29 protein-coding genes are annotated in these 26,493 nt (G+C 74.0%); 11 read left to right on the top strand and 18 right to left on the bottom strand.

Features of this window, described 5'->3' with window-relative positions:
- Window positions 1–1,959 (bottom strand): vWA domain-containing protein, encoded by a 1,959-nt coding sequence (locus tag FHX46_RS15340; protein ID WP_167114947.1) that lies wholly within the window; start codon window positions 1,957–1,959, stop codon window positions 1–3.
- Complete coding sequence (locus tag FHX46_RS15345; protein WP_167114950.1) at window positions 1,956–3,353, bottom strand: ATP-binding protein; 1,398 nt, start codon at window positions 3,351–3,353, stop codon at window positions 1,956–1,958. The genes FHX46_RS15340 and FHX46_RS15345 overlap by 4 nt, the downstream gene beginning before the upstream one ends.
- 79 nt (window positions 3,354–3,432) lie before the next feature.
- Between FHX46_RS15345 and FHX46_RS15350 the strand changes: the two genes are divergently transcribed.
- A complete protein-coding gene (locus FHX46_RS15350) occupies window positions 3,433–4,230 on the top strand; it encodes a hypothetical protein (protein ID WP_167114953.1) in 798 nt (265 codons plus the stop codon).
- A 25-nt stretch (window positions 4,231–4,255) separates the two neighbouring features.
- On the opposite strand, the gene FHX46_RS15355 is transcribed toward FHX46_RS15350, so the two are convergent.
- Genes FHX46_RS15355 through fabG form a run of 3 tightly spaced genes read right to left on the bottom strand, consistent with a single transcriptional unit; the run spans window position 4,256 to window position 6,859 of the window.
- Window positions 4,256–5,293 (bottom strand): ferrochelatase, encoded by a 1,038-nt coding sequence (locus tag FHX46_RS15355; RefSeq protein WP_167114956.1) that lies wholly within the window; start codon window positions 5,291–5,293, stop codon window positions 4,256–4,258.
- Window positions 5,294–5,339: 46 nt separating this feature from the next.
- Entirely contained in the window at window positions 5,340–6,107 is a 768-nt protein-coding gene (fabI, locus tag FHX46_RS15360; protein WP_167114959.1) for an enoyl-ACP reductase FabI, read from the bottom strand.
- Window positions 6,108–6,154: 47 nt separating this feature from the next.
- Window positions 6,155–6,859 carry a beta-ketoacyl-ACP reductase gene (gene fabG, locus FHX46_RS15365; protein ID WP_167114962.1) on the bottom strand — a complete coding sequence of 235 codons (705 nt, stop codon included), beginning with the start codon at window positions 6,857–6,859 and terminating at the stop codon, window positions 6,155–6,157.
- A gap of 217 nt (window positions 6,860–7,076) precedes the next feature.
- Between fabG and FHX46_RS15370 the strand changes: the two genes are divergently transcribed.
- From FHX46_RS15370 to FHX46_RS15400, 7 genes are all read left to right on the top strand, one after another.
- Entirely contained in the window at window positions 7,077–8,387 is a 1,311-nt protein-coding gene (locus FHX46_RS15370; protein WP_167114964.1) for an MFS transporter, read from the top strand.
- A 10-nt stretch (window positions 8,388–8,397) separates the two neighbouring features.
- Complete coding sequence (locus FHX46_RS15375; RefSeq protein ID WP_167114966.1) at window positions 8,398–9,054, top strand: response regulator transcription factor; 657 nt, start codon at window positions 8,398–8,400, stop codon at window positions 9,052–9,054.
- On the top strand, window positions 9,055–10,449 hold the full coding sequence (locus FHX46_RS15380; RefSeq protein WP_167114969.1) for a sensor histidine kinase: 1,395 nt from the start codon (window positions 9,055–9,057) through the stop codon (window positions 10,447–10,449).
- Window positions 10,446–11,435 carry a TAXI family TRAP transporter solute-binding subunit gene (locus FHX46_RS15385; RefSeq protein ID WP_167114972.1) on the top strand — a complete coding sequence of 330 codons (990 nt, stop codon included), beginning with the start codon at window positions 10,446–10,448 and terminating at the stop codon, window positions 11,433–11,435. Before FHX46_RS15380 ends, FHX46_RS15385 begins: the two co-directional genes overlap by 4 nt.
- A 17-nt stretch (window positions 11,436–11,452) precedes the next feature.
- A complete protein-coding gene (locus FHX46_RS15390) occupies window positions 11,453–11,869 on the top strand; it encodes an acyl-CoA thioesterase (RefSeq protein WP_167114975.1) in 417 nt (138 codons plus the stop codon).
- Entirely contained in the window at window positions 11,866–12,522 is a 657-nt protein-coding gene (locus FHX46_RS15395; protein ID WP_167114978.1) for a class I SAM-dependent DNA methyltransferase, read from the top strand. The genes FHX46_RS15390 and FHX46_RS15395 overlap by 4 nt, the downstream gene beginning before the upstream one ends.
- 96 nt (window positions 12,523–12,618) lie before the next feature.
- Window positions 12,619–13,083: a tRNA (cytidine(34)-2'-O)-methyltransferase gene (locus tag FHX46_RS15400; protein ID WP_167114981.1), complete on the top strand. Its 465-nt coding sequence runs from the start codon at window positions 12,619–12,621 to the stop codon at window positions 13,081–13,083.
- On the opposite strand, the gene FHX46_RS15405 is transcribed toward FHX46_RS15400, so the two are convergent.
- From FHX46_RS15405 to FHX46_RS15455, 11 genes are all read right to left on the bottom strand, one after another.
- The gene (locus FHX46_RS15405) at window positions 13,080–13,481 is read right to left on the bottom strand and encodes a DUF2267 domain-containing protein (protein ID WP_167114985.1); all 402 of its coding nucleotides are present in this window, start codon (window positions 13,479–13,481) and stop codon (window positions 13,080–13,082) included. The genes FHX46_RS15400 and FHX46_RS15405 overlap by 4 nt on opposite strands.
- 62 nt (window positions 13,482–13,543) lie before the next feature.
- Window positions 13,544–14,524: a VWA domain-containing protein gene (locus tag FHX46_RS15410; protein ID WP_167114988.1), complete on the bottom strand. Its 981-nt coding sequence runs from the start codon at window positions 14,522–14,524 to the stop codon at window positions 13,544–13,546.
- Window positions 14,521–15,471, bottom strand: a complete 951-nt coding sequence (locus tag FHX46_RS15415; protein ID WP_167114991.1) for a DUF58 domain-containing protein — start codon at window positions 15,469–15,471, stop codon at window positions 14,521–14,523. Before FHX46_RS15415 ends, FHX46_RS15410 begins: the two co-directional genes overlap by 4 nt.
- Entirely contained in the window at window positions 15,471–16,532 is a 1,062-nt protein-coding gene (locus FHX46_RS15420; protein ID WP_167114994.1) for an AAA family ATPase, read from the bottom strand. The genes FHX46_RS15415 and FHX46_RS15420 overlap by 1 nt, the downstream gene beginning before the upstream one ends.
- Before the next feature lie 129 nt (window positions 16,533–16,661).
- Window positions 16,662–17,156 (bottom strand): molybdenum cofactor guanylyltransferase, encoded by a 495-nt coding sequence (gene mobA, locus FHX46_RS15425; RefSeq protein WP_167121487.1) that lies wholly within the window; start codon window positions 17,154–17,156, stop codon window positions 16,662–16,664.
- A 57-nt stretch (window positions 17,157–17,213) separates the two neighbouring features.
- Window positions 17,214–18,167 carry an LLM class flavin-dependent oxidoreductase gene (locus FHX46_RS15430; protein ID WP_167114997.1) on the bottom strand — a complete coding sequence of 318 codons (954 nt, stop codon included), beginning with the start codon at window positions 18,165–18,167 and terminating at the stop codon, window positions 17,214–17,216.
- Entirely contained in the window at window positions 18,164–18,832 is a 669-nt protein-coding gene (locus tag FHX46_RS15435; protein ID WP_167115000.1) for a maleylpyruvate isomerase N-terminal domain-containing protein, read from the bottom strand. Before FHX46_RS15435 ends, FHX46_RS15430 begins: the two co-directional genes overlap by 4 nt.
- 81 nt (window positions 18,833–18,913) lie before the next feature.
- Window positions 18,914–19,591, bottom strand: coding sequence for an alpha/beta fold hydrolase (locus FHX46_RS15440; protein ID WP_167115003.1), 678 nt, complete (start codon window positions 19,589–19,591; stop codon window positions 18,914–18,916).
- A 3-nt stretch (window positions 19,592–19,594) separates the two neighbouring features.
- A complete protein-coding gene (locus FHX46_RS15445; RefSeq protein WP_167115006.1) occupies window positions 19,595–19,918 on the bottom strand; it encodes a biotin/lipoyl-containing protein in 324 nt (107 codons plus the stop codon).
- Window positions 19,911–20,918 (bottom strand): alpha-ketoacid dehydrogenase subunit beta, encoded by a 1,008-nt coding sequence (locus FHX46_RS15450; protein WP_167115009.1) that lies wholly within the window; start codon window positions 20,916–20,918, stop codon window positions 19,911–19,913. Before FHX46_RS15450 ends, FHX46_RS15445 begins: the two co-directional genes overlap by 8 nt.
- Window positions 20,911–21,891, bottom strand: coding sequence for a thiamine pyrophosphate-dependent enzyme (locus FHX46_RS15455; protein WP_167115012.1), 981 nt, complete (start codon window positions 21,889–21,891; stop codon window positions 20,911–20,913). Before FHX46_RS15455 ends, FHX46_RS15450 begins: the two co-directional genes overlap by 8 nt.
- A 208-nt stretch (window positions 21,892–22,099) precedes the next feature.
- Between FHX46_RS15455 and FHX46_RS15460 the strand changes: the two genes are divergently transcribed.
- Window positions 22,100–23,023 carry a DUF5829 family protein gene (locus tag FHX46_RS15460; protein WP_167115015.1) on the top strand — a complete coding sequence of 308 codons (924 nt, stop codon included), beginning with the start codon at window positions 22,100–22,102 and terminating at the stop codon, window positions 23,021–23,023.
- Here the strand turns inward: FHX46_RS15460 and FHX46_RS15465 are convergent, their stop codons facing one another.
- On the bottom strand, window positions 23,024–23,566 hold the full coding sequence (locus FHX46_RS15465; RefSeq protein ID WP_313886150.1) for a MarR family winged helix-turn-helix transcriptional regulator: 543 nt from the start codon (window positions 23,564–23,566) through the stop codon (window positions 23,024–23,026).
- A 54-nt stretch (window positions 23,567–23,620) separates the two neighbouring features.
- On the opposite strand from FHX46_RS15465, the gene FHX46_RS15470 reads away from it, so the two are divergent.
- Complete coding sequence (locus FHX46_RS15470; RefSeq protein WP_167115017.1) at window positions 23,621–24,346, top strand: SDR family NAD(P)-dependent oxidoreductase; 726 nt, start codon at window positions 23,621–23,623, stop codon at window positions 24,344–24,346.
- A 7-nt stretch (window positions 24,347–24,353) separates the two neighbouring features.
- Here FHX46_RS15470 and FHX46_RS15475 read toward each other — a convergent pair whose 3' ends face one another.
- Window positions 24,354–25,865 (bottom strand): MFS transporter, encoded by a 1,512-nt coding sequence (locus tag FHX46_RS15475; protein ID WP_167115019.1) that lies wholly within the window; start codon window positions 25,863–25,865, stop codon window positions 24,354–24,356.
- A gap of 89 nt (window positions 25,866–25,954) precedes the next feature.
- On the opposite strand from FHX46_RS15475, the gene FHX46_RS15480 reads away from it, so the two are divergent.
- A complete protein-coding gene (locus FHX46_RS15480) occupies window positions 25,955–26,485 on the top strand; it encodes a TetR/AcrR family transcriptional regulator (protein WP_167115023.1) in 531 nt (176 codons plus the stop codon).
- Window positions 26,486–26,493: the final 8 nt, after the last annotated feature.

Raw genomic sequence — 26,493 nt, forward strand, 5'->3', positions numbered from 1 at the left:
TCAGCGGCGCCGCGTGCGCAGGTAGTCGCTGATCACCGCGGCGCCGAGACCGTCCACATCGGGCGCCACCACGCGCCCGCCGGAGCGCCGCGCGATCAGGTCCACGAACGCCGCCAGCCGCGGCTCGTCGCCCAGCCGGAACACCGACACCGACGCGCCCATCTTCGCCAGGCGGTCCACTTCGGACAGCGTCTTGACCAGCGTGCGCGGCTGCGGCGGATAGTCGAATTGCGCCGTGCCGTCCGCTTCCAGGTGCGCGGTGGGCTCGCCGTCGGTGACCATCAGCACCACCGGCTGCGCATCCGGGTGCCGCCGCAGGTGCCGCCCGGCCAGCAGCAGCGCGTGGTGGGCGTTGGTGCCCTGCTCCCACGCGCCCTCCAGCCCGACCAGCTCGGGCAGATCCACCGAGGCGGCGTACCGGCCGAAAGTGATCAGCTGCAGCGCGTCGTTGCGGAACCGGGTGGAGATCAACTGGTGCAGCGCCAGGGCGGTGCGCTTCATCGGCAGCCAGCGCCCCTCGGACACCATCGACCACGACGTGTCCACGCACAGCGCGACCGCGGCGCGGGACCGCAGCTCGGTCTCCACCACCTCCACATCGGACACGTCCAGGCGCACCCGGCCACCGCCGGTGGTGGCGGTCCGCAGTACGGCGTTGCGGACCGTGCGCGAGACCTCCCACGGCTCCCGGTCGCCGAACTGCCACGGCCGGCTCGCCCCGGTCGGCTCGCCCGCCGCACCGGCGGACTCGGTCTGCCGCTCACCGGTCCTGCCGCGCAGCGAGTGCACGATGTCCGACAGCGCCGTCTCCCCCAGGCGCCGCAACGCCTTCGGCGTGAGCCGGAGCGAACCGTCCGGCGCGCGTTCGAACAGGCCCTGCGACCGCAGTTCCCGCTCCAGTTCGGACAGTCGCCGCGCGTCCACGCCCGCGTCCGGCCCGAGCTGGCGTTCCAGCGCCTCCAGGTCGATGTCCTCCAGCCGGGCGCCGGGGTAGGACTGGGCCAGCTGCTCGGCGAGCGCGTCCAGCTCGGCCAGGTCCGCCATCGCCTGGGCACCCTCGCCCAGGCCCAGCGGGTCCTGTCCGCGGAAGCGGGCCGAGGACGTCCAGTCCTCCCCCGGTCGCAGCGCCTGCAGCCGGGCGTCCAGGCCGGCCAGCTGCTGCCCGATGCGCGGGTCCCCGAACGCCTGCTGGGCCAGCTCGGCCAGCTCCGCGCGCTGCTCGGCCGACATCGAGTTGAGCATCCGCTGGGCCGCCGCCGCCCGGGCGGCCAGCGCGTCGATCAGCTCGTCCACGTTGCGCGGGTTCTCCGGGAAGAACTCGCCGTGCCGGCGCATGAACTCGGCGAACCGCTCGTCGAGATCGTCCACGTCCCGGGCGTGCGCGTCGAGGAGGGCGTTGAGGTCGGCCAGCATCTGGTGGACGCGTTCGACGTCCTCCGGGCTGGTGCTCTGCAGCGCCTCCTTCATGCCTTCGAAGCGGGCGTCGAGCATCTCGCGGCCGAGCAGGTCGCGGATCTGGTCGTACTTCTCGCGGGCGTCGGCCGACCGCCACGGGTATTCGGACAGCTCGCGCACCGCGGCGGCGGTGCCCGGCGGCAGGGCGTCCAGCTGGGCCTCGGCGAAGCGGGCGTCGTCCGACGGGTCGGGGAACAGCGCCCGCCGCTCGGCGTCGAGCGCCTCGTCGAGCAGGCGCCGCACCTCCTGCAGGGTGCCGTCGAGCCGGTGCCGCCGCTGGATCTCGGCCCGGCGCTGCCACAGGCGCCGCGTCATCTCGTCCAGCCCGCGGGTGTTCGGTGTGCCGCGGCGCAGCAGCTCCTCCAGCGCCGAGCGCGGCGAGGCGCCGTCCATCACCTCGCGGCCGATCTCGTCCAGCGCCTCGCGCAGGTCGACCGGGGGTGCCAGTGGGTCCGGCCCCTCGTGCCACGGTCCGTAGGACCAGCTGCCCGGTGCGGTGGTCACGGCCCGTACACCGTGGTCGCGTCGTCGGAGTCCTTGGCCAGCTGCCGGGCCAGGTACAGCGACTCCAGAGCCAGCTCGACGGCCGCCGCGATCCGGCCGGGCTCGTCGGTGGCCGACACCCCGGCCCGCGCGGCGACCTCGTGCAGCACCGGCAACTCGGGCAGCGCGGCGAGCACATCGGCGCCCGGCACGCGTTCGCCGGTGGCGACCAGGTGCCCGTCCGCCACCGCCTCGACCAGCGGGCGCAGGTTGAGGCCGCCGAACCGCTCGCGGGCGGTCTCGGCGACCGCCCGGCGCAGCAGGTGCACCAGGTGCTCGGTCTCGCGGCCCTCCTCGCCCGGCTCGAACTCGATCTTGCCGCGCAACACCGCGGGCACGGCCTCCAGGTCGACCGGGCGGGCGACCGCGGGGTGCTCACCGGTCAGGGCGGCGCGGCGCAACGCGGCAGCCGCCACCGTCTCGGCGGCGGCGACGGCGAACCGGGCCGACACCCCGGAGCGCTGGTCCACCACGGTGGACTCACGCAGGTTGCGCACGAACCGGGCCAGCACCTCCAGCAGCGGTTCGCCGACCTCGGCCACCAGATCCGCCTCCTGGCGCACCACGTCCACCTCGGCAGCCACGGTCAGCGGGTAGTGCGTGCGGATCTCGGCACCGAAGCGGTCCTTGAGCGGGGTGATGATCCGCCCGCGGTTGGTGTAGTCCTCCGGGTTCGCGGTGGCCACGAGCAGCACGTCCAGCGGCAGCCGCAGCGTGTAGCCGCGGATCTGGATGTCCCGCTCCTCCATCACGTTGAGCAGCGCCACCTGGATGCGCTCGGCGAGGTCGGGCAGCTCGTTGATGGCCACGATGCCGCGGTGCGCGCGGGGCACGAGTCCGAAGTGGATGGTCTCCGGGTCGCCCAGGCTGCGGCCTTCGGCGACCTTCACCGGGTCGACGTCACCGATCAGGTCGCCCACCGAGGTGTCCGGCGTGGCCAGCTTCTCGGTGTAGCGGTCGTCGCGGTGCAGCCACGCCACGGGCAGGTCGTCGCCCAGTTCGGCAGCGCGGCGCCGCGAGACCGGCGTGATCGGCTCCAGCGGGTGCTCGGCCAGCTCGGAACCCTCGATCACCGGCGTCCACTCGTCGAGCAGCCCGGCCAGCGTGCGCAGCAGGCGGGTCTTGCCCTGCCCGCGCTCGCCGAGCAGCACCACGTCGTGGCCGGCCAGCAGGGCGCGTTCGAACTGGGGCAGCACGGTCCGGTCGAACCCGACGATGCCCGGCCACGGGTTCCGGCCCGCGCGCAGGGCGGCGAGCAGGTTGTCGTGGATCTCGGTCTTGATGCCGCGCGGCTGGTACCCGGCGGCGCGCAGCTCCCCCGCGGTGCGCGGAAGGTTCTCGGGTGCGGGTGTCACCTCTCCGACGCTACGCACCTCCGGCGGTGGCGTCGACGTGGAGCAACTCCAGCGTCCGGGTGCCGTATTCTGGGTCGCCGTGTGCTGTCCCAGTGCAACCCTCACCGTGTGGGCCTCGGCGTGGCTGTCCGGTGCCGCCGCGTCCGACGACGTGCTCGACGCCCTGCTCGCCTGGGGCGAGGCGCACGAGGTGGTCGCGGCCGACGCCGAAGCGGCGGTGACCCTCGACCTCCCGCTCGCCGGTGACTTCCCCGGCACGGCCGTGCAGCTGCTCGCCGCGCTGCGCGCGCACGGCGCCTCCTCGGCCCGGCTGGTGCTGCCCGCGCCGGGCGATGCGCGGGGGCTCGGCGGAGGTGGGCCGTTCACCGAGGCAGCGATGCGGGCGGGTGAGGCGGTGCTGCTGCCGGACCTGGGCTTCGGCCTGGTGCCGGTGCCCATCGCCGAAGGTCTCGTGCGGTGGTCCGTGCACAAGACCGTGGTGCCCCTGGCACCGGACTACGTCGGGCTGGCCGAGGCCGAGCACGGCCTGACCGACGCGATCCGCGACTCGGCCGGGGCGCTGCAGGCGCTGGACGTGGCGCGGGAGCGGCCCGGGGTGCGGGCCGAGCTGGCGGCGAAGCTGCGCGCGCGGCCCCACCTCGACTGGCCGGCCGGGACACCGGGCCGGGCGCTGCGGGTGCTGCAACGCGCCGACGAGGTGGGTGCGATCCTGGCCATCGCCGAGATCGACGATCCGGGTGGCGCGCTGTCCTCCTCGGCGGCGGTGCGCCGCGCCGATGCGCTGCGCCCGCTGAACACCGCCGTCCGCACGGCCCGGCTCGCGGCGATCAGCGAGGCGGTGCGGCAGCTCACCGGTCAGGCCGACCGGCAGCCCTGACCGGTGGCCGGCCGTGTGTCCGGGCTCAGGTGCGGGCCGGGCGGCGCAGCGGCTCGCAGCACCCCACCGCGCACGGCGCGCCGTTCGCCGTGCACCCGGCGAGCGGGAAGTCCGACAGCTTCCGCACCGGTGCGCCGGTCAGGTGCTCGCGCACCAGCTCCACCACCAGCTCCGCGAATCGCGGGTCACCGTTGGGTGTCGCCGCGCGGGCGAATCCCATGCCGTGCTCCGCGGCGCGTTCGGCGGCCTCGTTGTCCAGGTCCCAGACCACCTCGAGGTGATCGGACACGAACCCCACCGGGCACACCACGACCCCGGTGACGCCCCGGGAATGCAGGGCGTCGAGGTGGTCGACGATGTCCGGCTCCAGCCACGGCACCTGCGGTGGCCCGGACCGGGACTGCCACACCACGTCGTACTCGGCCACCCCGGCCTGCGCGGCCACCAGGCGCGCGGCCTCGTGGATCTGCCGCGAGTACCGCCGGCCGCCCTCGGACGGCGGTCCGGCGGCCCGGTCCGCGCTGTCGGGCACCGAGTGCGCGGTGAACACGACCCGCGCACCGGGCACCTGCGCCAGCCCGGCCCGCACGGCGTCGGCGAAGGCGCCGACGAACAGCGGGTGATCGAAGAACTGCCGCAGCTTCACCAGTTCCGGCGCGCCCTCGCCGACGGCGGCGCGGGCGCGTTCGATGTCCTCGTCGTACTGGCGGCACGCCGAGTAGCCACCGTAGGCGCTGGTCGGGAACACCAGCGCCCGGCGCACCCCGTCGGCCCGCATCCGCGCGAGAGTGTCCTCGACCATCGGTGCCCAGTTGCGGTTGCCGAAGTACACCGGCAGGTCGACGCCCTGCGCCGCGAGTTCCTTCTCCACCGCCGCGATCGCCTCGCGGTTGAGCCGGTTGATCGGCGACACGCCACCGAAGTGCTGGTAGTGCTCGGCGACCTCGAGGAGCCGTTCGCGCGGCACCCCCCGCCCCCGGGTCACGTTCTCCAGGAACGGCATGACGTCGTCCGGTCCTTCCGGACCGCCGAAGGACAGCCACAGCAGCGCGTCGTAACCCACGGCAGGAGATTCTGCCGCTGTGGCCGCCCCCACGCCCCCTCAGGGGTCACTGTCCCAGCGCGTGCACCCCGCCGTCGACCATGATCATCGAACCGGTGGTGGCGGGCAGCCAGTCCGACAGGACGGCGCAGATCGTCTTCGCCACCGGCGTCGGGTCCTCGGCGTCCCAGCCCAGCGGCGCGCGGTCGCCCCAGCCGCCCTCCAGCTCGCCGAAGCCCGGGATGGACTTGGCGGCCATGGTCTTGACCGGGCCGGCCGCGACCAGGTTCACCCGGATGCCCCGGGGCCCCAGGTCGCGCGCCAGGTAGCGGTTGACCGACTCCAGCGCCGCCTTCGCCACGCCCATCCAGTTGTAGGCCGGCCACGCCACGCGCGCGTCGAAGTCCATGCCCACCACCGAGGCGCCCCGCGACAGCAGCGGCAGCAGCGCCTTGGTCAGCGACATGAACGAGTACGCCGAGACCTCGACGGCGACCGAGACGTCCTCCTTGGGGGCGTCCAGGAACGGCGCGCCCAGGCAGGACTGCGGCGCGAAGCCGATCGAGTGCAGCACCCCGTCCAGTCCGTCGGTGTGCTCACGCACCCGGTCGGACAGCGTGTCCAGGTGCTCGGCGTTCTGCACGTCCAGCTCGATCACCGGCGCCTCCTGCGGCAGGCGCTTGGCGATGCGCTCCACCAGCGAGAGCCGGCCGAAACCGGTGAGCACGACCTGCGCGCCCTGCTCCTGCGCGGCCTTCGCCGCGTGGAACGCGATCGAGCCGTCGGTGATCACGCCGGTGATCAGCAGCCGCTTGCCTTCGAGAAGTCCGGCCACGCCAGTCCTTTCGTGTGTGTTCGCAGAAGGTGTCAGTGCAGAAGGTGTCAGTGCCCCATGCCGAGGCCGCCGTCGACCGGCAGCACGGCACCGTTGATGTAGCCCGCTTCGTCGGAGGCCAGGAACCGCACCGCGGCGGCGATGTCCGCGGTCTCGCCGTAGCGCCCGGCGGGGATCTGGGCCAGCGCCGCGCTGCGCTGGTCCTCGGTGAGCGCGCTCGTCATGTCGGTGACGACGAACCCGGGCGCGACGACGTTCGCGGTGATGTTGCGCGAGCCCAGCTCGCGGGTCAGCGACCGGGCCATGCCGACCAGGCCGGCCTTGCTCGCCGCGTAGTTCACCTGCCCGGCGCCCCCGGACAGGCCGACCACCGAGGAGATGAAGATGAACCGGCCCCACTTGCCGCGCAGCATGCCGCGGGAGGCCCGCTTGGCGACCCGGTAGGCACCGGTCAGGTTGGCGTCGACGACCCGGGTGAACTGGTCCTCGGTCATGCGCATGAGCAGCGTGTCGTCGGTGATGCCGGCGTTGGACACGACGACCTCGACCGGCCCCTGGTGCTCCTCGACCTGCTTGAAGGCCGCGTCGAGCTGCTCGCCGTCGGTGACGTCGGCCTGCACGCCGAACAGGCCCTCCGGCGCCCCGGAGCCCCGGTGCGTCACCGCCACCTGGTGCCCGTGCTCGGCGAGGTCCCGGGCGATGGCCAGGCCGATGCCCCGGTTGCCGCCGGTGACCAGTACGGACCGTCCCACGTACCACTCCTCGTTCGATTTCCCGCAGTTGCCCGGTGAGGTTATCCGGCGGCCGCGCGGCGGGGCAGCACCCCCGCCCGGCTACGCGGGAGTAACCCGGTGAGCCCGGTCACGAGCACCGCGGCTTAAGGGACTGTTAGGTGTGCGGGCACGCCCTTGTCGCCGGCCGCTCCCGGCACCGAACGTGGTCGGCGGTCATGAGACAAGGGAGTTTTCGATGACGACACGGATCTCCACCGGCGGGGACGAGCGCGCCGGGCGCCGCGTGGTGAGCAACATCCTCCGCGGCTCGGTGGGCAACCTGATCGAGTGGTACGACTGGTACGCCTACACGGCGTTCAGCGTGTACTTCGCCGCCACGTTCTTCCCGAAGGGCGACTCGACCGCGCAGCTGCTCAACACCGCGGGCGTGTTCGCCGTGGGGTTCCTGATGCGGCCGCTCGGCGGGTGGCTGCTCGGGCGCTACGCCGACCGCTTCGGGCGCCGCGCCGCCCTGACCCTCTCGGTGAGCATGATGGCGGCCGGTTCGCTGCTCATCGCGCTCACCCCGGGTTACGGCACGATCGGTCTCGCCGCGCCGTTGCTGCTGGTGCTGGCCCGGCTGCTGCAGGGCATCTCGGTGGGTGGCGAGTACTCGACCTCGGCGACGTACATGTCGGAGGTCGCCACCCGCGGCCGGCGCGGCTACTACTCCAGCTACCAGTACGTCACGCTGATCGCCGGCCAGCTGGTCGCGCTCGCGGTGCAGATCCTGCTGCAGCAGGTGCTCACCACCGAGCAGCTGCACAGCTGGGGGTGGCGCGTCGCGTTCGGCATCGGCGCGATCGGCGCGCTGATCGTGTTCCGCCTGCGCCGCGGCATGGACGAGTCGGCCGACTTCGAGGCGTCCAAGGCCGAGCGCGGCCCCGCCGCGCACGGCACGCTCAAGGCCCTGGCGAAGCACCCGCGGGAAGTCGCGCTGGTGGTCGGTCTCACCATGGGCGGCACGCTGTTCTTCTACACCTACACGACCTACCTGCAGAAGTTCATGGTCAACACCAGCGGTATCAGCAAGCCGACCGCGGCGTGGATCAACTTCCTCGCGCTGGTGGTGTTCGTGGTGCTGCAGCCGCTCTACGGCGCGCTGTCCGACCGGGTGGGCCGCCGCCCGCTGCTGATCGGCTTCGGCGTGCTGGGCACGCTGGTGACCGTGCCGTCGCTGACGCTGCTCGCGCACACGCGCAACCCGGTGTTCGCGTTCGTGCTGATGACCGTGCCGCTGGCGATCAGCGCGATGTACACCTCGATCAGCGCGGTGGTGAAGGCCGAACTGTTCCCGACCAACATCCGCGCACTCGGGGTCGGGCTGCCGTACTCGGTGGCGGTCGCGGTGTTCGGCGGCACCGCCGAGTACATCGCCCTGTGGTGCAAGCAGGCCGGGCACGAATCGCTGTTCTTCTGGTACGTCACGGTGGTCGTGTTCCTGTCGCTGATCATCTACGTGCGGATGCGCGACACCGGCAAGAACTCGGCGATCGACGCCTCCTAGGGTGAGGGCCGTGCGCGTGCTGCTGGTGGAGGACGACGACGGGGTGGCCGGCGCCCTCACCGATTCCCTGGGCGCGCACGGCCACCGGCTCACCCGGGTGCGGCGCGGCGCGGACGCCCTGCTCGCCCACCGCGACGCCGACCTGGCGCTGCTCGACCTCGGCCTGCCCGACCTGGACGGCCTCGAGGTGCTGCGCAAGCTGCGGGCGGTGAGCGCGCTGCCGGTCATCGTGCTCACCGCGCGGGGCGACGAACGCTCCGTGGTGCGCGGCCTGCGGCTCGGGGCGGACGACTACCTGGTCAAACCGGTGCGGCTGAGCGAGCTGCTGGCCCGGATCGAGGCCGTCACCCGGCGGGCGGCCGCCGCCCGGCCGCAACCGCGTGTGGTGGTCGTCGGGGACATCGAGGTGGATCTGGACGCGCGGCGGGTGCAGGTGGGCGGCGCGGACGTCGAGCTGACCGCGAAGGAGTTCGCCGTGCTGGCGGCGCTGGCGCGCCGCGCGGGCACGGCGGTGAGCCGGCAGCAGCTGATGGACGAGGTGTGGGGGGACGCCTTCGTGGCGGTGTCCCGGTCGCTGGACGTGCACCTCACCCAGCTGCGGGCGAAGCTGCGGCGGCCGGAGCTGCTCACCACGATCCGCGGGTTCGGCTACCGGCTGGGCGGGTAGGTGCGCACCCGGGTCCTGGCCGTGCTGCTGGCCTTCGTCGTGCTCGCGACCGCGGGGTTCGCGTTGCCACTGCTCACGGTGACCGCCACCGAGCGCACCCAGCAGCTGCTGCTCGCGCGCACCGCGGACCTCGACCGGTTCGCCGTGCTCGCCGACGCGGGTGACCGGGCCGCGCTGCGGGCGGAGGTGACCCGCTACACGGAGCTGTACGGGGAGGGGATCGTCGTCGTCACGGCGCAGCGTGTGCCGCTGGCCGAGGCGGGCGGGCTGAGCGCGGCGGACCCGGTGGTGGCCCGGCTGATCGACGCGGCGCTGCGCAACCAGCCGGTCCAGCCGGCGGGCACGGTGCGGCCGTGGTCACGCACGCCGGTGCTGCTGGCCCGCCCGGCCGGAACCGGGACGAAGGTGTCCGGGGCGGTGGTGTTGCGCGCGTCGGTGACTGCCGCGGCGGACGACGTGCAGCGCAGCTGGTTCGCCGTGCTGGCCGGTGCGGTGCTGGTGACCCTGGCCGGGGCGGGACTCGCGCTGGGCGCCACCCGCTGGGTGCTCGGCCCGCTGCGGCGCCTGGACCGCGCGGTCGGGACCTTGACCGCCGGGCTGCGGCCGGTGCACGCCGACCTGGCCGGACCGCCCGAGCTGCGGCAGCTCGCGGCGGGGTTCAACCGGATGTCGGACACGGTGACGGCGGCGCTGGACCAGCAGCGGCGGCTGGTCGCGGACACCTCGCACCAGATGCGCAACCCGATGACGGCGCTGCGGTTGCGGGTGGACGCGCTGGAACCGTCGTTGCCCGAGTCGGCGTCGGCCACCTATGCGGGGGCGGTCGGGGAACTGGACCGGCTGGAGTCCCTGCTGGACGACCTGCTGACCCTCGCGGCGGCCGAGCACCGGGCCGGTGAGCTGGCCGTGTCCGGGGAAGCCGCCTGCTGTGACGCGGCCGCCGTGGCGCGCGCGCAGACGCACCTGTGGCAGCCGCTCGCCGAGCGGGCCGGGGTGACGTTGCGCTTCGGCCCGGTGCCGGCCGGAGTGGACGGCGGGCCGCTACCGGCGGCCGCGACGGAGGCGGAGCTCGCGCAGGTGCTGGACGTGCTGCTGGACAACGCGCTGAAGTACGCGCCGGGCGCGGAGGTCGCGGTCTCCTGCGACCGGGAGGGCCGGTGGGCGGTGGTGACGGTGCGCGACTCCGGCCCCGGGCTGACCGCGGACGAGCTGGCGCAGGCGCAGTCCCGGTTCTGGCGCGCCGACCGGCACCGCGGCCTGCCCGGGACCGGCCTGGGACTGGCCATCGCCGAACGGCTGGCCGCGGGCCGCGGCGGGCGCGTCGAGCTGCGGGCCGCGCACCCGCACGGCCTCGTGGTGCGTGTCCTGCTGCCCGCCGCGCGGGAGGCGCGATGACCGCCGCCCCGCACCAGCCGCTGCCCCGAACGGAGCACCCCCGTGCCACCCGCCGGAGTGTGCTCCGGGCCGGGGTGGCGCTCGCCGTCACCGGCGGTCTCCTCACCGCCGGGCAGCCGCCCCGCAGCGAGGGACCGGCCGGGCTGCTGCGCATCGCCACCGGGGAGGAGTCCGGGTTCTACCGCGCGTTCGGCCAGTTGCTCGCCGCCGAGCTGCGAGCCGCCTACCCGCGTCTGGACGCCGTTGCCCTGGTCACCGAGGCCAGCGTCGCCAACCTGGAGATGCTCGAGGCCGGCACCGCCGATCTCGCCCTGGTCCTCGCCGACATCGCCGGCACCGCCCTGGGCGGCACCGCCCCCTTCGGGCACCGCATCGAACTGCGCGCGCTGGGCCGGGTCTACGAGAACTACCTGCAGCTCGCCGTGCGCGCCGACTCCCCCGTCACCACCGTGGCGGACCTGGCCGGGCGCACCGTCTCGCTCGGCGCGGCCCGCTCCGGCGGGGCGGTGCTCGGTGACCGGGTCCTGGCCGCCGCCGGGGTGACCGCGACGATCCGCCACCTGTCCATGGCGGCGGCCCGCGACGCCCTGAAGACCGGGGCCATCGACGCCATGCTCGTCTCCGGTGGCGTGCCGCTGCCCGTGCTGTCCACACTGGACAGCGAGGTCGGCATCCGGCTGGTGCCGCTCGCCCCCTACCTGCCCGCCCTGCACGGATTCGGCTACGAGGCCGTGCGGGTGCCCGCCGGCGCCTACCGCTCCCCCGAGGTCGACACGATCGGCGTGGCGAGCCTGCTCGTCTGCCGCCCGGACCTGCCCACCCCGGTCGCCGCGGCCGTCACCCGGGTGCTCGTGCAGCAGGCGAGCCGGCTGGTTCCGGCGCAGACGGTGGCGATCCAGTTTCTCGATGTCCGGTCGCTCATCGGAACCGGTAGCGTGCCCCTGCACCCCGGAGCCGTGGCGACCTACCGCGCGCTGCACGGCTGAACGAGGAAGGACCACCCGTGACCCAGTCCCGCCCGCCGGTCGTGGCGATGCCGCTGCGCGTCCGCTTCCACGAGTGCGACCCGCAGGGAATCGTGTTCAACGCGCACTACCTGGCCTACTTCGACATGGCGTCGTTCGAGTTCTTCAAAGCGGTTTTCGGCTCCTACGACGCGGTGCGCGATCGCGGCGTGGACGTCGTGGTGGCCGAGTCGAACCTGCGCTACCACGCGCCGAGCCGCTTCGACGAGGAGCTGGTCGTCGAGGTCGTGATCGACCACCTCGGCACCACCTCGATGATCCTCGGGTTCACGGTCCGCCGCGGCGCGGAGCTGATCGCCACCGGCACCAACCGGTACGTGTTTGTGGACGCGACCGCGCTCACCAAGGCCGCGCCCCCGCAGGACGTGCGCGCGAAGCTCGAGGCGCACACGTGACCGAGCCCGGTTTCGTGCGGGACACCCGCGCAGCCTACGACGCCCTCGCCGGGGACTTCGCCGAGTGGATCCGCGACGAGCTGGCGAGCAAACCGCTCGACCGCGCGGTCCTGGCCGCCTTCGCCGAGCTGGCCGACGGTCCGGTGGCCGACGTCGGCTGCGGTTCCGGGCGGATCACCGCGTACCTGCGCGGCCTCGGCGTGGACGCGTCCGGCATCGACCTGTCCCCGGAGATGATCGCGGTGGCCCGCCGGAACCACCCGGGCATCCGCTTCGAGGTCGGCTCGATGACCGCGCTCGACCTGCCCGAGGGCAGCCTCGGCGGCCTGGTGGCCTGGTACTCGATCATCCACGTCCCGCCGGAGGCGCTGCCCGCGGTGCTCGCCGGGTTCCGCCGGGTCCTCGCCCCGGGCGGATACCTGCAACTGGCGTTCCAGGTCGGCGACGATACCGTGCACCGCGACGAGGTGGGCGGGCACCGGGTGAGCCTGGACTTCCACCCCCAGCGGGTGCCCGAGGTCGCCGCACTGCTCGCCGAAGCGGGCCTTCAGGTGCGTGCCCGGCTCGAGCGCGCACCCGACGAGGACGGCCCGTTCCCGGAAACGACCCCGCAGGCGTTCGTCCTCGCCCGGCGGCCCGCGCAGCGCTCCTGACCCGCCGGTGGCGTGGTTCGGGCCCGTCCCCGCGCTGTGATGGGATGGGCGCACCAGGACGCGCGAACCACGGGTGAACGGACACGATCAACTCCGATGTTTCGGATTCTCTTCTACCAGCCGGAAATCCCGCCCAACACGGGCAACGCGATCCGGCTCGCCGCCAACACCGGCTGCCAGCTGCACCTCGTCGAACCGCTGGGGTTCGCGTTGGAGGACAAGCACCTGCGCCGGGCCGGACTGGACTACCACGACCTGGCCGACGTGCACGTGCACCCGGACCTGGACAGCGCGTGGCGGGCGCTGCTGCCGGCGAAGGTCTACGCGTTCAGCGCCGGCGCCACCCGGTGGTACACCGACGTGGCCTACCAGCCGGGTGACGTGCTGCTGTTCGGACCGGAATCCACCGGCCTGCCGCCCGCCGTGCAGGACGCGCCCCAGGTCACCGACCGCGTGCGGGTGCCGATGCGGCCGGGCGTGCGCTCGCTCAACCTCGCGAACACCGCGGCCATCGCGGTTTTCGAGGCGTGGCGCCAGCACGGGTTCACCGGCGGCCGCTAACGGTGCTGGTCCACCGGGGCGGTGGAGAGCAGGTCGTTCCGGTAGTCGGCAGGCAGCTGCTGTTCGAGGTGGTCGAACTCGCCCTGGCTCACGCCGGCCTTGAGCGCGGCGATCACCGCCCGGGCGTGCTCGCGGGCGCCGTCCTGCGTGCAGCCGTGACCTTCGGCGTCCATCACGCGGCGGTAGAACTCCTCGACGCCGAACGAGGCGCCTTCGCCGGTCTCCGGCAGCGCTTCCCTGATCCCGGCGGGCAGCTGCCCGGCCAGGTCGCCCGGCTCACCGCCGGCCAGCCGCTGCCCCAGCACGGTCAGTGTGGCCCGGGTGGCCGCCTCCGCGTGCCCGGCGTCGGCCAGCCCCGCGGTGCGGCGCACGGCCGCGATGATCTCGTGTTCCTTCATCACGCCTCCCTGTTCGGATCTCCCGGCAGGCGCATACCCGGCCGGGCCGGACACCACACCCGTCAGGGCAGCCGTTGACCCACGAACAGCGCCGTCCCGGCCGCGGCGACGAGGGCGAGCGTGCCGAGCAGCACCCACGGGCGGCTCGCGTCGGCCTCCTTCATCTCGTAGCCGATCTGCTCGCCGAGGTCGGCGTAGACCTGCTTGAGCTGCTCGGCCGAGCCGGCCTGGTAGAACTGCCCGTCGGACAGCCGCGCGACCTCCTGCAGCGAGCCGTCGTCGACGTCCACCGGCACCTCGCGGCCGTCGATCTCGACCGTGCCGTGGCTGGTGCCGAACGAGATCGTGGAGATCGGCACCTGCTCCTTGCGCGCCTCCTGCGCGGCGGTGAACGCCCCGCGCGGCGCGTACAGGTCGTCCGGCACGGTCTGCTTGCCGTCGCTCATCAGCACGACCCGCGCCGGCGGCGGCCCGTCCGCGCCGCCGACCACCGCGGAGAACCCCTGGATCGACTGGAGCGCCGCGTAGATACCCTCGCCGGTCGCCGTCGACTGGGCCAGCTTGAGGTTGTCGATCGCGGTGACCACGCTCTGCCGCTGCGTGGTCGGCGCGACCAGCACGGTGGCGGTGCCGGCGAACGACACCAGCCCCAGGTTGATGCCCGGCGTGAGGCCCTGCGCGAACTGGGTCGCCGCGTCCTGCGCCGCCTTGATCCGCGACGGCTTGACGTCGGTGGCCTCCATCGACAGCGACACGTCCATCACCAGCATCACGGTGGCCCGGTTGCGCGGCACCTTCTGCTCGGCGGTCGGGCCGGCCAGCCCCACGGTCAGCAGCAGCAGCGACAGCACGATCAACGCGGCCGGCACGTGCCGCGGCCAGCCCTGCGAGCGGGGCGCGATCCGGTCGAGCAGCTCCAGGTTGGCGAACCGCAGGGTGCGGCGCCGCCGGGCGCGCTGCGCCAGCACGTAGCCGACCGCCACCGCGGCGACCACGAACAGCAGCAGGAACCACCAGGGGGCGGCGAATCCGGAGACGCTCATGCCGCACCCCCGCTCCACCGCCGCTTGCGGGCCACCACGAAGCGCACCGTGTCGGCGATCCAGTCGGAATCCGTGCGCAGCACCAGGTGCGCGGCTCCCGCCTGCCGCAGCGCCCGCGCCACCTGCTCCCGGTGCGCCTGCGCGGCCGCCGCGAACTCACGGCGCAGCAACGCCGAGGCCCGCACCTCACGCTGCTTGCCCGTCTCCGGGTCGGCCAGCACGATCGTGCCCACCTCGGGCAGGTCGACGTCACGCGGGTCGAGCACCTCGATGCCGATGAGGTCGTGCCGCGCGGACAGCGCACGCAGCGGCCGCTGCCACTCGGTGCCGCCGAGGAAGTCCGACACCACCACGACCAGCCCGCGGCGGCGCGGCGGCCGGCGCAGCTGCTCGATCATGGCGGCGAGATCACCGCGGGTACCCTCGGGCGCGCGCGGCGTCTCGGCGATCCGGCGCAGCAGGTTGCGCGCGTGGGCACGGCCGCCGCGGGCCGGGATCCGCTCGGTCCGCTCGCCGTTGGCGAACACCGCGCCGAGCCGGTTGCCCCCACCGCCGGTCAGGTGCGCGATCGCGGCGACCGCGCACACCACCAGGTCCCGCTTCTCCGACAGCGCGGTGCCGAAGTCCAGGCTCGCCGACAGGTCCGCGGCCACCCAGGTTTCCAGCTCGCGGTCGGCGACCGTTTCCCGGATGTGCGGCTCGGTGGTGCGGGCGGTGACCGCCCAGTCCATCCGGCGCACGTCGTCACCCGGCTGGTAGGGCCGCGCCTCCCCCGGCTCCGACCCGGGGCCGGGCACCAGGCCGAGGTGGTTGCCCTGCAGCAGGCCGTCCAGGCGGCGGCGCACCTCGAGTTCGAGCATGCGCAGGCCGGCGTCCAGCCGTTCCCCGCGGAGCACGGGCGGCGCCCACGCGGGCCGGCCGTCGCCGGTGTTGGCAGACCTGGCCACTACCGCCCCGGGATTCCGCTCGGCACCGGCTGGCCCTCCGGGCGGGCGGAGACCTGCGGCAGCGGCACGGTCTGCAGCACCCGGGTGATGATGTGGTCCAGCGGCACCGCGTCGGCGAGCGCGTCGTAGGACAGCACGAGCCGGTGCCGCAGCACGTCCGGCACGACGTCCACCACGTCCTGCGGCAGCACGTAATCGCGGCCGCGGACCAGCGCGAGCGCGCGGGCGGCGGCGATGATGCCCAGGCTGGCGCGCGGGGAGGCACCGTAGGACACCCAGCCGGCGACGTCGGTGAGGCCGTGCTCGGCCGGGGTGCGGGTGGCCAGCACCAGGCGCACGACGTAGTCGACGAGCGAGTGGTGCACGAACACCTTCGACGCGACCTCCTGCAGCCGCACCAGCTCGCCCGGGCTGAGCACCTCGTGCGGCTCCGGGGGCGTCACGCCCATCCGGTAGATGATCTCGCGCTCCTCCTCGGCGGAGGGGTAGTCCACGATGATCTTGAACAGGAACCGGTCGCGCTGCGCCTCGGGCAGCGGGTAGACGCCCTCGTTCTCGATCGGGTTCTGGGTGGCCAGCACGAGGAACGGGTCGGGCATCGGGAAGGTCTTGCCGCCGATGGACACGTGCCGCTCGGCCATCACCTCGAGCATCGCCGACTGCACCTTGGCCGGCGCCCGGTTGATCTCGTCGGCCAGCACGAAGTTCGCGACCACCGGGCCGAGCTCGACGTCGAACTTCTCGCTGCCCTGCCGGTAGATGCGGGTGCCGAGGATGTCGGCGGGCACCAGGTCGGGGGTGAACTGCACGCGCGAGAACGAGCCGCCGACCACCCGGGCGAGGGTCTCCACCGCCAGCGTCTTGGCCACCCCGGGAACGCCCTCCAGGAGCAGGTGGCCCTTCGCGAGCAGGCCCACCAGGAGGCGCTCGACGAGCCGGTCCTGCCCGACGATCACCCGCTTCACCTCGAACACGGTGCGCTCCAGCAGCTGTGCGTCCCGCGCGGGGGTTGCCTGCTGCTGTTGCCCGTTCGCGCCCTCCGGGTAGCGGGGCTCGGTCACGGTTCCCTCCTCGCTCACGTTCACCTCTCGCGCTGCGACCGTACTAGCCGGCCGGGCACGGAGAGTCGCCACGGTAGTCAACGCGCTCACCGGTGTGACGGCTGTGAGCTGCGTCGCCGCGGTCCGGCGTCAGGTCAGGCGATCCAGGTCCCCGGGCGTGTCGACGTCCGCGCTCTCCCCGGGGATCGCCGGCACGTCGGCGATCGTCAGCCCCGCGAGCACCCGGCGCAGGGCGGCCCCGTGCGGCTGGGCGGGCAGCGCGGCGCGCAGGCTCGCGCTGCGCCACACCCCGATGAGCCACTGGCGGTGACCGGACTCGGTGAGCACCGCGCCGTCGGCCTGCCCGACAGCCGCCGCGAGGCGGTCCACGGTGGACGCGGTGATCCCGGCCAGGTCCCCGGCCAGCACGGCGACCCGTGGCGATCCCACATGCCGCAGGCCCGCCGCGAGCGCCGCGACCGGGCCACCGCCGGGCGGTTCCTCGCGCGTCCAGAGCACCCCGGACGTCCCGGCCCGTTCCGGTCCGACGACGACGACCGGGTCGGCACCGGCCACCGCCGCGAGCACGCGGTGCAGCAACGGCGTCCCGCCCACGACCAGCATGGCCTTGTCCACACCGGACATCCGGCTGGCGGCGCCACCCGCGAGCACCACGGCGGCCAGTTCACGCACCCCGCCAGGCTATCCCCGGCTCACCGGGAGCACCGCGGCCAGGGAGCCGAGTGCGGCCGGCGGGTCCGGCGCGACCGGGATCAGCACCACCGACGTGGCTCCCGCCGCGCCGAGAGCGCCGATCCGCCGCCGCAGCGCCGGCGCGGGTCCGGCCAGCGTGAGGGCGTCGACCCACTCCGGCCGCAGCGCGCCAGCGACGGTCCCGGATGCGCGTCCGGCCAGGGCACGCAGTTCGGCGGCGAAGGGCAGCGACTCGACGTGCGCCGACAACGCCGGATCCGCGACCCCGTCCAGCCGCGGCCGGACCAGCGCCCGCGCGGTGTCGGCGTCGTCGTGCACCGCGGCGTGCTCGAAGGCCACCACCCGGGCGTCCGCGGGCAGGAATCGCCGCGCCGCGGCGACGTACGCCGCGGGGGCCGGTTCGGCGAGGATCACCCCGTCCAGTTCCGCACCCGCCACCGCCAGCGATTTCGGGCCGCGCACCCCGGCCAGCACCGGCGGCACGACGTCCGGCGGTGATTCCAGGGCGACCCCGTCGAGGCGGACGTACCGGCCTGCCACCCGCACGCGTTCCCCGCGCAGCAGTGCGGTCAGCGCCCGGGCGTACTCCGTGAACAGGGTCAGCGGGCTCGCCGGCCACGCCCCGGCCTGCCGCATCCAGTCCGGCATCCCGTGCCCGATCCCGGCGACGACGCGCCCGGGGTGGAGGCGGGCCAGCGTCGCGAACTCCATCGCCGTGAACGCGACGGAACGGGCGCCCGCGGGGAGGATCCCGATCCCGACCCGGATCCGCCCGGTCACGGCGAGCACCGTCGCGGCCTGCGCGATCCCACCGTGGAACCCGAGATCCTCCACCACCCACAGCTCGCCGAACCCGAGTTCCTCGGCGCGCCGGGCGAACGGCACGATCTCCGCCGCGGGCAGATCGCGCGGCAGCACCACGCCGATGTCCACGGCCGTCATCCGAGGACGACCGGCAGCCGCCCGGCCAGCGGCCCGGCCAGCGGCCCGAGTGCGGCCCGCTCGGCGTCCCCCGGGGCACGTCGCCCGGTGCCGATCCGCAGCGCGTCGGCGTCCGGCCACGCGGCGGGGAACGCGAACCCGGCGATCCTCTCCAGCATCTCCCGCGACCGGGCGAGCCCGTCCGCCGGCGGTCCGGGTACGTGCGGCAGGTGCGCGACGAGGTCGAGGTGGTGCAGCGTCCACTCCAGGACGTAGGCGGACAAGTAGTCGCCGGTGGTCAGGACGAAGCCGCGGGTCCGTACCGGCTGGGCGGGATCGGCCAGCGCCGCGGCGCGGCCCGCGGCGGACCCGACGTCCTCGAGGTGGAACTTCAGCAGCGCTGGCTCCTGGTACGCAGCCGCCAGCCGGACGGTCAGCGCGTCGAGCGGATCCTCCCCGGTGGGCAGGGTGGCGGTCACCTCCCAGTAGGTCACCTGGTCGCGGGACGGTTCCTCCTCGACGGGCGTGGCGAGCGTGATGAGGACGTCCTGGGCGTCGATGACCAGATGGCACACCAGGTCCCGGACGAGCCACCGGGCGCAGCCGGACGGGCGGGCGAAGTCGTCGTCCGCGAGCCCGGCGACCGCGGCCCGCAACGCCGGCCACGAGCGCGAGAAGTGATCCACGGCGGCACGCTACCGCACCGGCGCCCGGCCCGAACCGGACTGCACGGCGCCCGCAGGGCCGGGCGGCACCGCACGGCTGCGTCAGCCGCCCGGCGCCGCACCCGGCCCGCCGGGCGCGTTGTCGAAGAACCCGATCGCGGCCTCCTTGAACGCGCGGCTGGACACGGCGTTGAAGTGGGTGCGCCGCCCCAGGGACACGAACGGCGCGCCGAGCCGGGCGGCGAACTCCGGCGCGTCCGCGGCGATCTCGTCCTGCTCACCGGCGGCGAACAGCACCGGAACGGGTGGCGGGCCGTCCAGCCGGTGACCGGCCATCCCGTCGATGCACGCCTGCAGGTCGCCGCCGGAGAGGGCCTCGGCCACCCGCCGCATGGACGACGCCCCGGCGGGCTGCCCGCCGGCACCGCCGAGAACGAGCCGGCCGATCCGGCCGGGCGCGAGCCGCGCCACCGTCCAGCCCACCAGCGCGCCCATCGAGTAGCCGACCGCATCCACTGTGGACAGCCCCGTCTCGTCGAGCACCGCGAGGACGTCCCGCGCCAGGATCTCCGGCGAGTACCCGGACGGCGGCCGGTCACTGCGCCCGTGACCACGCAGGTCGACCAGCACGTGACCGCGGCCGGCCAGGGCGCGCACCCAGCCGGTGCGCACCCAGGTGCTCTCGCTGTCCGAGGCGAACCCGTGGATCAGCAGCACCGGCCGTGGTCCGGCGGCGACGTCGTAGGAGATCTTCACCCCGTCGTCGGCGGTGGCGAACACGGTCTAGTCCTCCGGCAGGCTCAGGCGGACCCGCCGCTGCGGTTTCCGCTCCTGGGGCACGGTGCCGACGATCCCCGCCCGGTCGTCGTCGACGGTGAAGGTGACCAGCGGCTCGCCCACCGCCAGCTCCTCGTCCGCACCGACGTGCAGGCGCGCGACCCGGCCGGACTGCGGTGAGGGGATCTCCACCGCGGACTTGGTGGTCTCCAGCTCGACCAGCGGTGCGTTGCGCTCCACCCAGTCGCCCTCGGCGACCAGCCATTCCAGCACGCGGGCGCTGATCAGGCCCTCGCCGAGATCGGGCAGCGGGAAGGTCACTTCAGCCACGGCGGTACTCCAAAGTGGTCTGGACGGCGGCCAGGATGCGGTCCGGGGTGGGCAGGTACTCGTCCTCCAGCGCACCGGACGGGTAGGGCACGTCGAACCCGGTGACGCGCTGCACCGGGGCGCGCAGGTCGGCGAAGCAGCGCTCGGTGACGAGCGCGGCCACCTCGGCACCGAGCCCGGCGGTCAGCGGCGCCTCGTGCACCACCACCGCGCGGCGGGTGCGCGCGACCGAGGCGGCCAGGCCGTCGGCGTCGATCGGCTTGAGCCAGCGCAGGTCGAGCACCTCGAGTTCGACGCCGTCCTCCGCGGCGAGCTCGGCGACCTGCAGGCAGCGGGCGACCATCGCACCCCACGCGATGAGCGTGGCGTGCCGGCCGGGGCGCGCGATCCGGCTGGTGCCTGCCGGCGGCATGGTCACCTCGGCGGTGGGGTCGAACGACTCGCGGTGCCAGTACCGGGCCTTCGGTTCGAGGAAGATCACCGGGTCCGGATCGGCGATCGCCTGCCGCAGCAGGTGGTACCCCTCGCTCGCGCCGGCGGGCGACACCACCTTCAGCCCGGGCACGTGCGCGAACAGCGCCTCCAGGCTCTCGCCGTGGTGCTCCGGCGCGCGGATGCCGCCGAAGCTGGGCAGGCGCAGGGTGATCGGCATGTTCAGCACACCGCGGCTGCGGTAGTGCATGCGCGCGACCTGGTTGACGATCTGGTCGATCGCCGGATAGCTGAAGCCGTCGAACTGGATCTCCGGTACCGGCCGCCAGCCGTGCATCGCGAGCCCGACGGCCATGCCCATGATCGCGGACTCGGCCAGCGGGGTGTCGAACACCCGGTGCTCGCCGAACTTGTCCTGCAGCCCGTCGGTCACCCGGAACACCCCGCCGAGCGTGCCCACGTCCTGGCCGAACACCAGCACCCGGTCGTCGTCCTCACAGGCGTGCCGCAGGGCGAGGTTGAGGGCCTGCTGCAGGGACAGCTCGGCCGGCGCGGACAGCTCAGACATCGAGGGTCTCCTTCCACGCCCGCTGCTGCTCCAGCAGGGCCTTGGTGGGCTCGCGGTAGACGAACGAGAAGAGCTCGTCGGCCGGGGGCGCGTCCAGCGCGCACAACCCCTCCCGGACCTCGCGCACCACGGCAGCGGCGTGCTCCTCGGCGGCGGTGACCGCGTCGGCGGGAAGCTGCGCGGCGGCCCGGGTGAGCGGGTCGCGGGCGGCCCACGCCTGCTCGTCGGCGAGGGCGCGGTAGCGGCCGGGATCGTCCGAAGTGGAGTGCGGGCCCATCCGGTAGGTCATCGCCTCGATCACCGTCGGGCCGCCGCCGTCGCGGGCGCGGTCCAGCGCCGCGCGGGTCGCCTCGAACACGGCGACCACGTCGTTGCCGTCCACGCGGTGCCCCTCGATCCCGTACCCGGCCGCCCGGGCGGCCACCGAGCCGCCGGCGACCTGGCGCCCGGTGGGCACCGAGATCGCCCAGCCGTTGTTCTGGCAGAAGAAGATCACCGGCAGCCGGTAGACACCGGCGAAGTTCATCGCCTCGTGCACGTCGCCCTGCGAGCTGGCACCGTCGCCGAAGTAGGTGATCGCGGCGCCGCCGGTGCCGTCCAGCTTGGCACCCATGGCCCAGCCCACCGCGTGCGTCACGGGGCCGCCGACGACCGCGTTGAACGGCGCCAGCCGGGATGCCTGGGGGTCGTAGAGGCCGCCGTGCCAGATGCCGAGGTGGGTGGCCAGGTAGGCGACGAGGTCGACCCCCAGCGCGACGGCGGCCCCGAGGTCGCGGTAGCCGGGGAAGGCGAAATCGCGGGCCGGGTCCAGGGCCGCCGCGCTGCCCACCTGGGCGGCCTCCTGCCCCTGGGCGGGTGCGTAGCCGGGCAGCACGCCCTGGCGCTGCAGCGCGATGGCCTCTTCGTCGAGGCGGCGTGCCACCAGCATGAGCCGGTGGAGCTCCCGGAGATCACGGGGATCACGTTCCTGCATGCTGGGAAGAGTGCGGGGCGGACTCCGCGCTGTGCAAGTCTCGGTATCGCGGCTGATCACTCTGCACGATCTGACGGGTCTTGCCGCACTCGTACTGTGCAGATTGTCCAATCGGCGAGGCACGTTGCCGCCGGATGGGGACGGACCCGCGCAGTCCCCGGGGGTGAGGTCGCCGGCCTGGTTGACCGGCCCCGGTTGACTTCCGGCCATGACCACGTCATCGCGTTTCCGGCGGGCGCTCGCCGTGCTCGCTCTCACCGTCACCGGGGCGGCCGTCGTGCCCGGTGCGGCCCAGGCGGACGAGGCCGGCCGGGCGGCGCAACTGCTCTTCTACAACCACGCCTACGACGTGCTGGACAGACCGACGGCAGACGCGATCGAGCACTCCACCTACCTGCGGGAGTTCGCCAACTTCGAGGTCCGCACCACCAGCGGCGGTGGCGCGACCTGGACCGGCCGGTACCTCCGGGGCCGGGAGACCTACCTCGAGTTGTTCGGCGTCGGCGACCTGCCGGGTCCGGACGGGCAGTTCGGCGCGGCGGGCACGGCGTTGTCCAGCGAGCGGGTGGGCGGCCTGGCCACGGTGCGGAAGCGGCTGCAGGACCAGGGCATCACCCCGGTGGACTACCGGCAGACCCGCGACTTCGGCGACGGCGTCCCGGTGCCGTGGTTCGACACCGTGCGGACCGCGCCGCAGTACGAGGCGTTCGACGGCTGGGCGATGGAGTACCTGCCGGAGTACTTCGCCGACCCGCGCAGCGGCACCGAACCCGCGAGCTCCCCGGACGACGTCAGCCGGGAGCGCTTCCTCCCGGACGGCTACCGCGACCACCTGATGCGCGACATCGCCGCGATCCGCATCGGTGTCACCCCGAAAGACCTGGCCATCATGGTGCCGGTGCTCAAGGCCGGTGGTTTCCAGGTGCGCACCCAGTCCGGCGGCAGCGTCATCGCCACCGGCGGCGGCACCACCATCCGCTACGACGCGGTGCCGCGCGCCCGGGCCGGGCTGAAGGAAGTCGTGTTCACGCTGAACCGGACCACGCCGCGGCACGTCGAGCAGATCGGCCGGTCGACCCTCGTGGCCGGGCCGGGCGCCACCGCGGTCTGGACCTTCACCGGCACCGCCTGATCACTGCGCCGGCGGCTGGAGTGTCTCCTCGAGCCGGGCGAGCAGCGCCGTGAGCGCGGCCCGCTCGCCCGGCTCGAGGCCGCCGATCAGGTCGGCCTCGTGCGCCAGCAGCCGCCGCACCGTGGTCTCGACGAGCCGGTGCCCGGCGTCGGTGAGCCGGACCGCGACGGCGCGGCGGGACGCTGCCGACGGCGCCCGCGCCACCAGCCCGGCCTCCTCGGCCCGGGCCACGCGCTGGGAGACCGCGCCGGGCGTGACCAGGGTGCGCCGGGTGATCTCACGGGTGGTGAGCTCGTACGGCGGCCCCGCCCGGCGGATCACGCTCAGCAGGTCCAGTGTGGACGGATCGATCCCCAGCTCGGTCAGGGTGCGCCGCCGGTCGTCGGCGAGCAGCTTCGCGATCCGCCACACCGGGGTGATGATCTCGATCGACTCCGTGCGCACCCCGGGCAGTTCGCGCCGCCACGCGGCGGCGATGTCCCCCGCGGGCCAGCGCAGGATTTCCGCCATCGGGTAGCCCTCGGCACCGGCGTCCTCCGGCACGCTTCCACCTCCCTGTTATGTTTAGCGCTAAATCTAACACGGGAGGAACGCTTCATGAGTCGGATCGTGCTGGTCACCGGTGGCGGCAACGGCATCGGCAAGGCCGTCGCAGCCCGGTTCCGCGCGGCCGGGGACACCGTGGTCGTCACCGGGCGGAACAGGACGCGACTGGAGCGCGCGGCGGCCGAGATCGGCGCCCGGCCGATCTCCTGCGATGCCACCGTGCCGGAACAGGTGGCGCGGATGGCCGACGAGCTCGGCCCGGAACTGGACGTGGTGGTCAACATGGCGGGCGGCAACACCGACCTCCTCGACCCGGGCACCGGAGGCGGAGCCCTGGACCGGACGGCGGCTGCGTGGCGGGCGAACCTGGACGCGAACCTGCTCAGCGCCGTGCTCACCACCACCGCCGTGCGGGAGAAACTGCGGCCGGGCGGCTCGATCGTCAACATCGGCTCCATCGGCGCCGAGTACGCCGCGTCCTCCTACGGCGCGGCGAAGGCGGCGCTGGCGGCGTGGACCGCGGGCCTGTCGGCGGAAGTCGGACCGCACGGCGTGACGGCCAACCTGGTCGCGCCCGGCTACATCGCCGACACCGGCTTCTTCCACGGGAAACTCGGCGCGGAGCGGCGGGCCGCCCTGATCGCGGCGACGCACAACAGGCGGGCCGGGCACCCCACCGACGTCGCCGAGACGGTGTTCTTCCTGGCCTCACCCGGCGCGCGGCACATCACCGGGCAGACGCTGCACGTCAACGGGGGCGCCCACACCACCCGCTGAGCCGGCGTCAGCGCGGAACCCCGGCCGGGCGCTGCTGCACCGGGGCGGCTTCCACCGGGCGCCGCAGCAGCACCATCGCCTGCACCGCGGTGTAGGTGAGCAGGACGGCCCCGGCCACCGCGCTGACCTGGAGCCCGTGCACGAACGCCGTCTTCGCGGCAGCCAGCAGGGTGTCCGCCTGCGCGGGCGGCAGCGCGGCGGCCGCGGCGACTGCGCCGCCGAGAGTCTCCCGGGCCGCCTCCCCCGCCCCGGCCGGCAGACCGGACCGGTAGACCGCCGCGGCGATGCTGCCCAGCACCGCGGTGCCGAGCGCACCGCCGAGTTCGAACCCGGTCTCCGAGATCGCGGAGGCGGCACCGGCGCGCTCGGCCGGGGCCACGGTGACGATCAGGTCGTTGGTGAGCGTCTCGGACACCGACACGCCGAACCCGACCAGCGTGAGCGCGGTGACGAGCACCCCCGGCCCGGTGTCCAGGCCGGTCACCACGAGGGCCCCGAACCCGGCAGCCGCGGCGAGCAGCCCGCCACCGACCAGCCATCGCACCGGCACGTGCCGGGCCAGCCGGGCGGCGGCGAACGCGCCCAGGATCCCGGCCGCGGTGGTGGGCAGCAGCCACAGCGCCGCGACCACCGGGGACCTGCCGAGCACCAGCTGGAGGTGCTGTGGCAGCAGGACCAGCAGCCCGACCAGTGAGAACACGCCGAGCATGTTGGTCAGCAGCGACGCGCTGAACCGGCGGTCGCGGAACAGCCGCAGATCCAGCATCGGATCGTCCAGTGCGCGTTGCCGGCGCACGAACACCACGCCGAGCAGCGCCCCGGCCACGACGACCAGAGCACCGAGCGCGTCGGGGCCCTGCTGGGCGAACCGCTTGATCCCGTAGACGACCGGCAGGATCGCGGCCAGCGAGAGCAGCGCGGACACCGGGTCGAAGCGGCCCGGCCGCGGATCCTGGGCCTCCGGCAGCAGGACCGGCCCCAGGGCCAGCAGCACCAGCATCACCGGCACGTTGATCAGGAACACCGAGCCCCACCAGAAGTGCTCCAGCAGCCAGCCGCCGAGCACCGGGCCCAGCGCCATCCCGCCGGAGAACCCCGCTCCCCACACCGCGATCGCGGTCCGCCGCCGGCCGGGGTCGGTGAAGATCGTGCGGATCAGGCCGAGCGTCGAGGGCATCAGCGTGGCGCCGCCCACGCCGAGCAGCGCCCGCGCCGCGATGAGCAGGCCCGGGCTGGCCGCGAACGCCGCGAACACCGACGCCGCGCCGAACGCCACCGCACCGCAGAGCAGCAGCCGCCGCCGGCCGATCCGGTCGCCCAGCGTCCCCATCAGCACCAGCAGCCCGCCGAGCACGAACGAGTAGATGTCGACGATCCACAGCTGCTCGGCGGCGGTCGGGCCGAGGTCCTCGCTCAGGTAAGGCAGCGCGAACCCGAGTACCGTCATGTCCACGCTCAACAGCAGCACCGGCAGCACCAGCACCGCGAGCGCGAGCCAGTCCCGGCGTCCCCCGGCCATGCCGATCACGATCCCTTTCTGAACAGTCCAGACGGTATAGTTTACCTCCTCGTCGAAAGTAGACCGTCCGGACGGTATCGTCAAGCGCCATGGGACGGCCCTCATCACGGGAACAGATCCTGGACGCCTACCAGGAGATCCTCATCGACAGCGGCTCGGCCGCGGTCACCCTCGACGCCGTCGCCGCGCGCGCCGCCGTCTCCAAGGGCGGGCTGCTCTACCACTTCGGGTCCAAGGACGCGCTCCTGGACGGGCTCCTGGACCGGCTGCTGCGGCTCGCCGCCGCCGACGTGGAGTACGCGCGCACAGCACCCGAAGGCGTGGTGCGCTACTTCCTGCTCTCCTCGGTGACCGACGCGGACATGTCGAAACCGGCCCACCGCGCCTCGATCGCCGCGCTGCGGCTCGTGGGCAGCGAGCCACGGGTCACCGAGGCGATGGTGGAGGTGTGCCGGCTGTGGTCGGAACTGCTGGCCGAGCACATCGACGACCCGCTGACGGCCGAGATCGTCAGCCTGCTCGGTGATGGCCTCTACCTGCGCGCGACGCTCGGCGGGCCGGCCCCGCAGCCGGTGCTCGACCGGCTGCCGGAGACGCTGCGGCGGCTCGGCCTGGAGTGAGCCGGGAG

Origin of the sequence: Amycolatopsis viridis (assembly GCF_011758765.1) — a bacterium.
GTDB classification, from domain to species: Bacteria; Actinomycetota; Actinomycetes; order Mycobacteriales; family Pseudonocardiaceae; genus Amycolatopsis_E; species Amycolatopsis_E viridis.